The following is a 12,839-nucleotide window of genomic DNA, read 5'->3' as shown; positions in this document are numbered from 1 at the left end:
TTTACTTCCTCTTTTCCTCTTGAATGGGTTGAGCGGTGCTTCCGATCTTCCTCATTTCAACAATGGAATGGATATGTACTTTAATGTCGGGAAATACGGTATTCCAATCCTTGATCCGGTGCCACATGGCAGGCTGCTGGCGGTGAACCTCCTGGCCAAAACCGAAAATATCCGAGCGAAGCTTCTTCTGGGCATACTCCACTCCCTTTTCCAGCAACTCAACAACTTTCTCTTCTCCCGCCTTGCGGAATATATCAATCGTCTCCACTTTGCTCATATCCAATTGGCATTCCACATCGGATACGTCCAGCTGAAGCCGGACCGTTGCGTTAATGACAGGCAGTTGACCTTCGCGTCCCACCTTGATTGTCGTCCTGGAATGCGTTATATCGAGCGAAGCATAACCGCCATCCGGACATTGAACAACACCAAGCGTCTGACGAACGGAATCCTGCAAATAGTTGAGTGCCTTTGTCTGGTCTTCATCCAGCCAGCCTACCATCCGTTCCCCATTAAAAGCGGCCATTCCCTCGTATTCCAGAACGGCCGCAGGCCTGATGCTGTTATTGTTCATCTGTCTGAAGCCCATTCCTTTATCGCCAGCGATTTTTATAGCGGTCATAGTCGGATTCTTGCCGGTTGTCATCAAGTCCATCAACAGGCGGTCAAGTGAAATTTGGCCTGTTGCGGCCCATAGATTATCGGAATTGCTCAGCTTCATATATATATTGTTAGCCGGTATCGGATCCATGGAGCTGAAGGTGCTCAGTATTTCTTCGGGTGTCGATTTTTTAGCCACTACTAGAAAAAAGTCATTGCGCATCTCGGGATTGCGGGAAATATAATCGATGGACCTATGGATGCCTTGACGAGCCAATGTCTCCCCGAACACAACCATCCGCAAGTGGGCAAAGTACAAGCGCTTGGAAGACAGCAGCGATATTTTACGAATCGCTTCTGGCACCGTCTGGCCCGTATTGGCATAAGTAACGACAGGCTTCAGGATGTTTGACATTCCGTTGCGCGTTGACACCTGGCCTGGATTAACAACCTGAACCGATACTTTGTAATCCTCGCCCTCCTTGTCTATCCCGATCCCGACAACAATCGCCAGCTCATTGAGCTCATGCCGGCTCCAGCAGCCTGAAAGCACAAGCACCAGACATGAAACCGCCACCAGCCTCCACACATGCCGCAGCATCATGACTCGCTCTCCGGCCCGTCAGCATAATGCTTTTGCCGCACACGATTCTTTGTCTTCATGCTTCCAGGGCGCAGCATCATCCAGGGAAGAGGCAACCGGAACAGGCTGTCCTTCTGATCTTTAAAATGAATGGGAGCCATCGGAGACATGTAGGGCACGCCGAATGACTTGAGATTGCATAATCGCACCGTAATGAGAATAATCCCGAGAAACACGCCGAATAGACCGAACGTGGCTCCGAGCGCCATCAGGGCAAAACGCAGAATCCGCGCCGCTATCCCCATATTAAACGCAGGCATGACAAAGTTGGAAATGGCGGTGATCGACACGACGATAACCATTCCTGCCGTAACCAGTCCGGCATCGACAGCAGCCTGGCCGATGACTAGCGTTCCGACGATCGATATGGATTGTCCGACTGTTTTGGGCATCCGGACGCTCGCTTCCCGCAATATTTCGAAGGTAACCTCCATAATGAGGGCTTCCAGAAAAGCGGGGAAGGGCACGCCCTCGCGCTGGCTTGCCAGATTAAAAATCAGTGTCGTAGGCAGCAGCTCTTGCTGGAAGGTTGTAAGCGCGATGTAGATGGAAGGAGTCAGCATCGTCAGATGGAACGAAATAAACCGGAGAATCCGGATCAAGGTGGCAAAATCCGCCCTCTGATAATAATCCTCTGGCGATTGAAAGAACTGGACAAACAGTGCCGGTACGACCAGCGCAAAAGGGGTGCCATCCACCAGAATGGCCACCTTTCCCTCCAACAGCTGAGCCGCAACGACGTCCGGCCGCTCCGAGTTGAATACGGTCGGAAAAGAAGTTAACTGCTTGTCCTGTATGAATTCCTCAATATAATTGCTTTCCAGAATGGCGTCGATATCGATACGGTCGAGCCTCTTCCTTACTTCTTCAAGCACATCGTCATTGACGATCCCTTTCACATAGGCAACCACAATAGTCGTTTGCGTTTCCCGCCCTAGTACGCGGGATTCCATCCATAGATTACGGCTTTTGATTTTCCTCCGCAGCATGGCCGTATTCCAGCTAAGCACTTCGCTAAAGCCTTCGCGCGGTCCTCGAACGACCGATTGAACGCTCGGCTCCTCTACCGGACGGGCTTTAACATCAACCGTGTCGACGGCGAGCGCTCTGTGCGTCCCGTCCAGCATCACGATGCAGTAACCCGCCAGCAGATAATGAAAGAGCTCCCCGAGGCTGAAAATATCAATAATATTGGCGTCGGTGAGTATGCTTTGCTTCATGGCATCCATGCATTCAGAAGGCTGCAGACAGAGACTCCCTGCAGTTTCGGTTTCGCTGAACAGATCGCTGATCTTGGATTGCAGGGCCGATATCCCTTCCGTATAAACAACGCCGGCGTGAAGCATGGAGCCGTCCGACAGCCGTTTTTGAAAGGTTCGGATCTTGATATCAAAGCTGTTTCCAATTTCACGTTTAATGTTAAACAAATTTTGTTCAAGAATGTCGCTCAGCTTCTCATTCGCGTCTTGGGTTTCGTTGGGTTCCATCATCGGTGTCACTCGCTTCCCGTTCTGCTTCGGCTATTTAACAGCATCACCGAAGGATGGATGGTTTAAACCTTGCCCGCCGAAAAACCAGAGAACGGAACTTCAAAGAAAATGGAGCTATTCGGCCAATATTTGCTCGATCTGCGCGAGTTCCTCATCCGTGAAGGATAGATTGCCCACAGTCCCCACGGCATCCTCGATTTGACTCACCTTGCTCGCTCCAATTAAAGCAGAGGTGACTTTGCCGCCGCGGAGCGTCCAGGCCAAGGCCATCTGGGAAAGCTTTTGGCCGCGTCCGGCAGCAAGCTCGTTCAATCTGGCCACTTTCCCCAGTACAGCTTCAGTCAGATCGTTCGGACTCATGAACACACTCGGCCCGGCAGCTCTGGAATCTGCAGCAATCCCGTTCAAATAACGGTCCGTCAATATCCCTTTGCTGAGCGGGGAGAAGGCAATTAAGCCAATACCCTCCGCTTCCAGAACATCAAGCAGCCCATGCTCCGGATTTCTGGCCAGCATGGAGTACTGCGGCTGATGGATCAGGCAGGGTGTGCCGAGCCCTTTCAGAATTCGGGAGGCGGCAAGCGTCATTTCCGGTGAATAGTTGGAAAGGCCGACATAAAGCGCTTTGCCCTGACGGACAATCAAATCAAGCGCCGACATCGTCTCCTCAAGCGGCGTATCGGGATCTGGACGGTGATGGTAATAAATATCCACATAATCAAGTCCCATCCTGGTCAGGCTCTGATCGAGACTGGCGACCAGATTTTTCTTGGAGCCCCACTCTCCATAGGGTCCGGGCCACATGTAATAGCCCGCTTTGGTAGAGATGATGATTTCATCCCGGTAGGGTTTGAGATCATCCTTCAGAATCTTCCCGAAGCTTTCCTCGGCAGAGCCGGCGGGAGGACCGTAATTATTCGCAAGATCGAAATGAGTAATACCCAGATCAAAAGCTCTTCTTACCATTTGCCTTCCATTCTCTATCTTGTCAATTCCTCCGAAATTATGCCAAAGCCCAAGTGAGATGGCAGGGAGCTTAAGACCGCTCCTTCCGCTTCTCCGATATGTCATTTTTTCATAACGCTTGGCATCCGCCTGATAAACCACATGAATCACTCCTTTTGTATTGTCTACTATATTGTAAGGATTAGAGGAGGCTTGGCCTATAACGCAATGGAAGCCTTATATGGATTAATGTCCGATTGTATTATATTCTTCCCGGTATCTCCTCGGCGGGATTCCCTTCACTTTCCTGAACATGCGGGAGAACAGCAGCGGATCCTGATACCCTACAGACCGGGAAACCTCGCCAACCGTCAGTTTGCCGGCAAGAAGCATCTCGCTGGCTCTTTCCATCCTGTAATGCAGCAGATATTCACGTGGCGGTATGTCCAGCGCCTTCTTGAATATCGCGCTTAAATATTTGCGGTTGAGCCCCAGCCTGTCCGCATGGCTGGCGAGCGAAATGTCCTCGCTGTAATGGCTGTGCAGAAACTCCAGCGTCTGCTGAACGTACTCCTCCTGTCTGCCTGACAGGGTGGAGAGCGCGCCTTCAGTCCCGCTGGACTCCAGCAAGGCAGCCAGGAACTCATAGAATACGGACATCAATCTCAGATCGTAGGCGGGACTTGCAGAGTCTGCTGCTGTTAGTTGATCGTACAGCACGGGCATGATCTTGTTATCCATGACAAATACCGGCTGCAGATCGGAGAGCTGCGTCCGGTCCAGCAGCCCGGGAACGTCCGTTCCCTGAAAACCTATCCAGGAATACGTCCAGGGATCATCAGCATCCGCTTCATAATAATAGACGACATGGGGATAAATGAGAAAAGCCTGCCCGGCCGCAAGCTCAAACGTATTGGTTCCCCGGCGTACAATTCCTTTGCCCTTATGAACAAAATGGATTTTGTAGACATCCCGTGTTCCCGGTCCCGCCGCATGCCCAGGCAGGCAATCCTCCTTGCCCCAGAATAGAAGATGCAGCCGGGGCGGGGATTCCGTCGGAGAAGCCGGATTAAATTGATAGGTAGCCATAGATTCGAGTGTTCCCCCTGGTAAGCAATATGGAATAAATAGTCATTCAAGCATTATTAGATTTATGTATGTTGATTATACCAGTTCGCGGCGAGTCTCATCTTAGGCCTTGATGTACTTTCTTATCTGCCGAAAAGAAGCGGCAGCCGCCTCCCGCACTTCATACTGCCCGAGAGAACAGCCGCCATTTTTTAGAAAAAGAAGGGGTCCCCGAATCCGCCAAACGGACCAAAGCCAAATCCGCCCCCAAAACCAAAGGGTTCCGTGCCGATTGCCAGTAAATCAAACAGCACTAGTGGAAGAAACGCTTTTGTTTTTACGTTTTTGCCTTTTTCCTGTGCAATAATCAAGCGGTTTCCCTTGATCTGAACCAGCTTGCCGGAAACCATCGAACCGTCCTTTTTCAAGGCGTAGACCTGATTTCCGCAAAGCTTCTTGATCTGCTCTCTGCTCACTGCCATCTGTAAATCCTCCCTTATGAAGACGTTAGTCCAGGATAAGAAGCGCAGCTTGATTGATGCCTGCAGCTCGTCTTCCTGTCTATCATCTACTTTATGCAAGCCTTGATAGGAAGGATTGTATATTGCTAGATTTGTATGTTTGGATGGTAGGAAGGTTCATAAGGGATTTCAGCCTACAAATCGTAAATAAAGATCTCTTTTTCCTTTAATCGCTTTAAGGATTTTGGCAAGCGGATTTCAAGTATGCCTTTATGAATTTTGGCATGGCAGCCTCTTGTTGTCACCTGTGATGGAAGCTGAATGGAAAAATTTTTGTGATTGGCTATATTCGATAAACGAACCCGCTGGTTGTTGACATGAATCCGGATTTTGAAGGGATCGACTTTCTTGGGAACCTTCCAGCGGACGAAAACGGATTTATGGGTCTCGAATACTTTGGCCTTCTGTGCCGGCTGCGCGCTCATGGGAAACGACTTGGTTACCATTGACTGGATTTTTTCCCCGACCTGCTCCATATAGGCTTCGACCTTATCGTTGTTATTCGAGGCGGAAAATATAGATTCTTCTCCAGTAAAGGACTGGAGGAACTTGCTCCAATCGAAAAGTTGATTCGGATTAAAATTCATTCCAATCCCTCGCAAGTATTCGTTTTTTGCTATATATTATGCGCCGCAAGGGCGAATCGACACACCTTATACCAACCACTCCCGTTGATTCACCCATATAACGGGCCGTCAAAACAACCAGCGAACATATCATGGCGAAGGACCATATTTAAGTCCAGGTAGTTAATCAACCATACCGATTGCCGGCTCCCGGCATATCTTGTCATGATCGTCCTTATTAAGGGATTAACGAAAGTAAAACTAATCATGTTAAAAAGGAAGTGATTGAAGTGCAAAGAAGCAAAAAAGCCAAAACCAAAGCTTTTCTGCCGACCCAGGGCGGACCTTCGAATGCCCTCGATCAGTCGGCTGCGCCACAATCCCCATCTGCTCCGGTATTTGCCGCTCAAGCCCAGAATCGAGCGGGCGGTCTTGACGGGATCATGTCCATGATGGGGAAATTTCAACAGATGTTTGGTTTTTTCTCGCAGATAGGACCGATGTTTAAAATGTTCAACTCCTTCATGGGACCGACAGCCACGATATCGAACCGCACTCAAAAAAATGCCGGTACCGGGAAAGGAAAATCCCAGCACCGGCCACGTGCAGCTGCGGCTCAATACCATAAACAGGTCAAGAAACGCAGCAGAAATCGATAATAAAGCATCAGAGCCTTGCATTGATTCCCTGATGTGAGGCTTTTTTGTTTCAGTACAAGAGGAAACGGTCTTCGCCGTTTAACCATGGATTACGCCAATGCCGGTGAATCCCCCAACACGTTTGCATTGGCAACCATCCAATGACAACTTGTGCCCTCTTTCCTGTTGAATGCTCTACATTGTATGTGGGGATTATCCGTCATGATTGTGTATTTGACCTTGAAGTGGAAAAGCCCAATTCCGCGCCGCCGGTTGGCTGGTATTCTCTTAATACTGCTTTCTCCCCCGATATCATCTGCTCCAGTCTGCTTATAGCAGCAGCCGGCGGGTTGATAGATTCAACCGGAAACGGATTTTCTTCAGCGAGGCTGAGATTTGATGCCAACCATTCTGCGCATCATGCTGCGCGGTCTGTCAGTGGCGAAAGGGACAAGGAACGAGGCCGTGAATCTGCCCATGAGCCCCTGCTCGTACACCGCCTTCTCATTGCAAAAGGCCTTGTAGCCAAGGATGCCTCCTTTGTATCTGCCCATGCCGCTGTAGCCTACGCCGCCGAAACCCATTGTATTGGAGCCCGCATGCAGGGCTAAGTCGTTCACCGTAACACCTCCGCTTGATGTACTGGAGACGACTTTGCGGATATCGTTTTTGTTTTTGCCAAAAACATATAAGCCAAGCGGCTTCTCATGCTTGTTAATAAATGCGATCGCCTCGTCCAGATGTTTGTAGGAATAGATCGAGAGCACAGGGCCGAATATTTCATATTTGGAGACCTGCAGATTTTCGCCAGGGTTTACCACAATGGTGAGCGGAATTTTGCGGGTTTCGGGATCGGGGAGCTTCTCGTTGGCCGGATTCACTTGAATGATCCGGCAGCCCGCCGCCTTTGCCTCCTCAATATAACCGACAATGCGATTATAGCCGGCCTGATTGATAATCGAGGATACCTTGGGGTTGTTTATCATAGTCGGGAAGGCTTTCTGATCGACCTCCACAATTTGCCGGATTAATGCCTCCAGCTTAGTCTCCGGTACGAGCGCGTAATCGACGGCAAGACAAACTTGCCCTGCATTGCCAGTACGTCCAAGCGAAATTCGGGGAGCCGCCGCACGGATATCGGCATCCGGAAGGACCACAACCGGACATTTGCCTCCAAGCTCAAGGACAACGGGAGTCAAATTCGGCGCTGCTGCCGCAAGAATTTTTTTACCGATTTCCGAGCCCCCTGTGAAAACCATTTTATCCCAGGGCAGTGCAGCGAAGCAGGCCGATACATCCGCTTCTCCCGTCACGACCGCCATCTCTTCTTCCTTGAAGTATTTTGCCACCAGCTTCTGCATGAAATCGGCCGTCCTCGGCGTGCTTTCCGTCACTTTGATCATTACGCTGTTCCCTGCGGCCAATGCTTCAATCGCCGGGTCAAAAGCAAGGCAGACAGGGGCGTTAAAAGGCGTCACAATGCCGATCACGCCAAGAGGCTCGTTCAGAATATACGTTTTCTGCCCCACCAGCCCAAGCAGCCCGGAGGATTTGCGTTCCGGCTTCATCCATTTGGCCAGATGATCCCGGACATGCTTGCCGTGAAAAAGCGGTGAAAGAATATCCGCGCCGAATATTTGATCGGAATCGCGGCTGCCAAAATCCTCCTGCAGCGTTTGGATGAATTCGGGCCAGTGATCTCGGATCAGCTTGTCGGCCCGTTTCAGACGGTCCATTCTTTCCTCGTAGCTGGGGGAATTGGAAGGTGAATATTTGGCTTTTTGGACATTAAAAATTCTGTGAACTTCCTCAAGGCTTGTCGTTTTCATGAAATACATCCTTTCTTTTTATATAATTATTGATTGTTCGATTAATTAATAAAATGTTATTTTGCTCTTATAGCGTCCCAGCTCATATGTTTATGGACCTCATGTCTCATGGTTTTTATATTAAACGATCGTTTGATTAATGTCAAACACATATTTTGAACCTTTCTTTCATAGAAAAAGGCCAGGCAGCCCTTACAGGTCCTGGCCTAACTGTGCAGCACTCGCAAGTTCCATCCGGAGAATAGGCGTATTTTATTGATTAGTATCATTCAACACGGAAAGCTCGTATTCCACTTCTCCCACCCGAATCATGCTGTCAACCGGAATATCGGTCTGCTTGCCAAGGCGAACAACAACCCGATTGGGATAGCCTTCTTGCCCAGTCGTGGCATTGCTGCCGTTCTCTGGCTGAGAGCCGGCTTCTGCGTTGACCTCCGATCCAGCAGCACCGTCAGCCGGAGTGTCAGTCTTGTCGTTACTGCCCGCGTTAGTCTCAGTACCGGCATCTGAATCGGGAGATTCCACAGGCAGATCCGCATCTGGATTCGTGGAGTCCGTCACTGCCGGATCATCGGCTTGATTAGCGTCCGTGCCATCTTGACTATCGTCCGTGCCATCATTCGCGGCAACTGTGCCGCAAGCAGGAGTAATGGTAAGCTCCGTATATTCAACCGCTTCACCACCCGCCGACTGTATGGTTAATGAACCCGGCTTAAATTGGGTGCAGGCTGCTGCGTCCTTGAACAAGAACACAAGGGAGGTCGATGCTGCCTGCCCCTCGGATACCGCCGTTTGTTCTGCGTATACAAGCGTATCCTGCTGGACGATGTCTGTCTCATCCGGAGGCTGCGCCTCAGGCAAATTCGCAGCCTCCTGGTTCGAATCGCCTTTGCCGGATAATGAAAGGATGAATCCGGCGGCAACCAGAATAATACCTAAGGCCAGAATGCTTGTAATCATCGTCGTTTTCCGGCTCCGGCGAAAAAATTTGCCAAGAGGCGAGGCAAGCCCCCGCTCAGCCTGTTTATACACGGCAGTGAGAGATGCTCCCGCCATGTCGAAAAGCTGCTTCCGATTCGCCCGCTTTTTGAAAGCATTCCGGTCAACCTTCGTAAAGTAACCGACGATAGCACTCGAGTAGGAAGGCACAAAGCCTCTGGATCTCATGAAATCCGGATGATTCTCCGACCATTGGAAGAAACGGTATACCAGCTCCCTGTTCGGGGCGTTCCGCTGCAAATAATCGATCAGCCCCGCATAATCCACCGTTTCCATGTCCGGACTGCGCAGAAATGCCAGCACAAGACGCGGAAACTCAGCCGGTCCCAGATGAGCTGCCAACAGCCGGCGTCCTGCCTGCTGCACACGGTCGATCTCAGCCGGAGACAGCCGGTCGAATAATGCTGCTGTCGGCTCCGGCCGTGTGAACCATTCATAAACCGCGAGCAGTCCAGCGGCTGCGGATTTCTGCCGGGGATCCTGCAGCTGTCCGTTCCAGCGCTGCAGCTGACCCTGGAACTCAAGGAATTCTGCTGACGCAAGCTGATCTTCGGTGAGCTTGTCCAGGTCAAGCTCACTGAGCATCGCGCGATAGACGGCAAGCTCCAGCTCCTGAACCAGGCCAACGCCTTCCTGTGAAGACGGCTGCTTCCCGGTTCCTGACCATTCTTCCCCAGTCAGCCCGCGCAGCTGCCCGAACGTCCTGTTTGCCGCCGGTATCGAATGGCCCTCTTCGGCCAGCCTGTCAGTCAACTGCTGGCGGACCAGCGCATGGAACGGCTCATAGCCAAAAAGTCCCGGATGAACGCTTCCCCACTGCCCAACCAGCTCAAGCACACTTTTTGCTCCAGCCGCAGCCTGAAGCTTTATCTCCAGAAAAGGAATGAACAGGCTGCCCGCTAATCTCGCATCAGTCAGCAGCTTTGCGAAGAATGCCCTGCTTAAGGCAGAATGGCTTTCCACGGCCGCATAGAAGGAGGCGGCTGCTTCCTGTTCGTTCTGCATATTCGCATTGTTGAGTGCCAGGATGATGAAAGAGACCAGCTTGCTTTCGATATGTTTGCCGTCGATCCGATAGTAATCCTTAAAGACATCCATTATGAACGGCTCCGGAACCTGTCCTTGCCGTACCCGGTCAAATTCATAGTCAAAGCAGGACAGGAACAAATCATTCAGCCGCATCTTGGAATCCAGCGAGCCGGTTGGCTGCAGATAATCGAGCAAGCCGTGCAGCACCGCTGCTTTATGCGTTTCATACAGCGATTCGCTGCCTTCCTCAATTTGATAAATGACGCACAGCTCATGATAGCTGGCCGCTGCGGTTTGGCGTTCCGGTTCCATGTCTTCGAGCATCCGTTCGGCAAATGGATAGAAGCTGTCCGCGCGCTCAAGGCGATCCAAATTGTCCCAGGCGAAGTCCAGGTACGGCTGATCCGTTCCGTCCAGATCGACATTCATCAGCCTGCCGCTGGCGAAATCCAATATATAATCCTTCTCGATGCTCCGGTCCCCCAGGCGCAGGCTTCCCTGCTCCACAAACGTAAGATGCACCGATTTCCGGCTTTGCGGCTCTTTCGCATAGGTGATAAAACCAAGCTGCCTGCGGTAGGCATAGGGCAAGCTCGCATAAAGCAGCCCAAGCAGCTGCTTGGCCAGGTCCGGCAGCTGCTTGATCGGCACATCAAGCGCAACATACACCTTCTTCTTGCCGCCGACCGCGGCCATTACCGCATACAGCAGCTGCTTGAATGGCGTCTCTCCAATATTCAGACGCGCCAATAGGGAACGATAGGACGTTCTGCCCGCAGCCGGCGCCTGAACCGGCAGTCTGCCCAGCTCCGCAATCTCCGTACCGCTATCGATATCATAATGATCGGCGAAGGATGCTTGCAGCCAGTCCTCATATTCACCAGCCGAATCCGCGCCATGATCCTTTGGTATGATGTAGTTGTGCGTAAAGAACGCGCTGCGAAGTCCGGTGAAATCCGCTGCCCTGTAAACACTGCGCCCAAGCAGAACGTCGCCATTCTCCAGATGCAGCAAATGCACCGTCTCGGGATATGCGGCATCGTCCTTCTCGCCGCGCGCTGCCAGCTCGGTAGGCGCATCGTATACGCAGAGCGGATGGAGCACTTTTTTGATAAATGAAGGGTCCAGGCCGTCGGATTTGGCAATTGTGTCATAGCCTTCCGTGGATCTGAAAATACCGCGTCTTTCCCTTGCATACATCTGCTGCTGGATCATCCTGCCGGGCGTAGAATCGCGCACTATTCTCTTCTCCCCTCAATATAGTTCAGCTTATAAAGCAGCCAAATGAAGGGCTCGTCGACCCGGATGGGACTCACGACGGTTTGCAGCTTCTGGTCCACGGGATTGCTGCCCAGAGCGGATACCGCATAATAAGCCGTATCCTTGAAATAAACGTCCATCGTGCCTTTGAACGGACGATCGACCTTCTCAATGAAGCGGCGGATTTCGCCGTCAATATTCTCGAATTCAGTCAGATTGAAATAATTGCGGTGCACCATATTATTAAAAACATTGCTGTTCGATTTAATATATTCGCCATCCTCATCCTTAAGGGAATGAAGCATGTCGCTCTTCGTCAGCACGACGGCTGTCGGAATATCCGTTTTGTTGTTTTCCTGATAAGCTATAAAATCGCCGAACATGGTCAGCACGACGTCGCGCGGCTCATCGTATTGGGAAACCCATTCTCCGGGCTTATCGCCCAGATTCATTCTGATCTTCTCGCGGATCGAACGGATTTGCAGCGGATCGACCATCAGCAGGATGCCTGCCGAGTTCTTGATATGCTGACCGTGCAGACCGAGGTAATCCTGTTCGACCATCCCCTCGCCCGCCACATCAAAAAATACGAGCGTAAGCGGCGGCTTCTCGTCGTCCTTGAAGACGAACTGGAAGATAAACGGCTCCTGCATCTTCTCCTTCTGGGTGGATGCAAGCAGATCGCCGCGCTCGAATAACGGCTCCTCGTAATAGGTGCGGAACTTGCGGCTGATCTCCGCGTTGAGCGGCATGCAGGCCGCGTTGAAGTGGTCCGCCGTCGTGTTCTGCAGTGTATGGATCAAGGCGGTCATATACACCGATTTCCCCACCTGGGAAGCGCCTATAATGGAAATAATATTGCTCGGAGTTTTGCCGGCGGTCACCGGAAGCTCATTATGGCATCTCGGGCAAAGCCTTCTGCGCGTGAGCTCGCCGTAACGGTCATTGATTCCTGTAAGCACGTGATTGGAGTAAATCCGATGCTCTTCAGGCACGTCCTGCGGACGAAGCACCGCTTCCATGTCATGCACGGAATCAAGACCAAAACGCTCGCGGTATTTGTTCAGCTCCTCGTCTTCTCCAAGGGCATAATCTTCATCGTCCTCACGGGAATGGGCAGCGCGGAATACGACCTCCTCCGGCGTGAATTTGCTGAAGCAGTAGGGACAGACGATATCATAGAACAACGGCCGCGTCTTCGCCTCCGGCTTTTTTTTGAAAAGATCGAAAATACCCATACGCTTTTTCCTC

At 51.3% G+C, this 12,839-nt stretch carries 10 protein-coding genes; 1 reads left to right on the top strand and 9 read right to left on the bottom strand.

Features of this window, described 5'->3' with window-relative positions:
* Position 1: 1 nt before the first annotated feature.
* The 6 genes from AC0YOA_RS30485 to AC0YOA_RS30460 form a co-directional block, all read right to left on the bottom strand.
* Positions 2–1,204, bottom strand: coding sequence for a Ger(x)C family spore germination protein (locus AC0YOA_RS30485; protein ID WP_475789828.1), 1,203 nt, complete (start codon positions 1,202–1,204; stop codon positions 2–4).
* Entirely contained in the window at positions 1,201–2,733 is a 1,533-nt protein-coding gene (locus AC0YOA_RS30480) for a spore germination protein (protein WP_475789827.1), read from the bottom strand. Before AC0YOA_RS30480 ends, AC0YOA_RS30485 begins: the two co-directional genes overlap by 4 nt.
* A 114-nt stretch (positions 2,734–2,847) precedes the next feature.
* Positions 2,848–3,804 (bottom strand): aldo/keto reductase, encoded by a 957-nt coding sequence (locus AC0YOA_RS30475; RefSeq protein WP_475789877.1) that lies wholly within the window; start codon positions 3,802–3,804, stop codon positions 2,848–2,850.
* Positions 3,805–3,924: 120 nt separating this feature from the next.
* Entirely contained in the window at positions 3,925–4,767 is an 843-nt protein-coding gene (locus AC0YOA_RS30470) for an AraC family transcriptional regulator (RefSeq protein ID WP_475789826.1), read from the bottom strand.
* Positions 4,768–4,958: 191 nt separating this feature from the next.
* Complete coding sequence (locus AC0YOA_RS30465; protein WP_475789825.1) at positions 4,959–5,228, bottom strand: hypothetical protein; 270 nt, start codon at positions 5,226–5,228, stop codon at positions 4,959–4,961.
* A gap of 173 nt (positions 5,229–5,401) precedes the next feature.
* Positions 5,402–5,854, bottom strand: coding sequence for an Hsp20/alpha crystallin family protein (locus tag AC0YOA_RS30460; protein ID WP_210037333.1), 453 nt, complete (start codon positions 5,852–5,854; stop codon positions 5,402–5,404).
* Positions 5,855–6,123: 269 nt separating this feature from the next.
* Here AC0YOA_RS30460 and AC0YOA_RS30455 point away from each other — a divergent pair, with 269 nt between their 5' ends.
* Positions 6,124–6,492, top strand: coding sequence for a hypothetical protein (locus tag AC0YOA_RS30455; RefSeq protein WP_475789824.1), 369 nt, complete (start codon positions 6,124–6,126; stop codon positions 6,490–6,492).
* Positions 6,493–6,851: 359 nt separating this feature from the next.
* Here AC0YOA_RS30455 and AC0YOA_RS30450 read toward each other — a convergent pair whose 3' ends face one another.
* The 3 genes from AC0YOA_RS30450 to AC0YOA_RS30440 form a co-directional block, all read right to left on the bottom strand.
* Complete coding sequence (locus AC0YOA_RS30450; RefSeq protein WP_475789823.1) at positions 6,852–8,300, bottom strand: aldehyde dehydrogenase family protein; 1,449 nt, start codon at positions 8,298–8,300, stop codon at positions 6,852–6,854.
* Between the two features lie 252 nt (positions 8,301–8,552).
* Positions 8,553–11,567 (bottom strand): GAP1-N2 domain-containing protein, encoded by a 3,015-nt coding sequence (locus AC0YOA_RS30445; protein ID WP_475789822.1) that lies wholly within the window; start codon positions 11,565–11,567, stop codon positions 8,553–8,555.
* Positions 11,567–12,826: a TRAFAC clade GTPase domain-containing protein gene (locus tag AC0YOA_RS30440; RefSeq protein WP_475789821.1), complete on the bottom strand. Its 1,260-nt coding sequence runs from the start codon at positions 12,824–12,826 to the stop codon at positions 11,567–11,569. Before AC0YOA_RS30440 ends, AC0YOA_RS30445 begins: the two co-directional genes overlap by 1 nt.
* Between the last annotated feature and the right edge of the window lie 13 nt (positions 12,827–12,839).

Source organism: Paenibacillus sp. JT22N12 (assembly GCF_056269365.1).
Note: the sequence above shows the minus strand (reverse complement) of the source record. Positions and strands in the feature narration are given on the sequence as shown.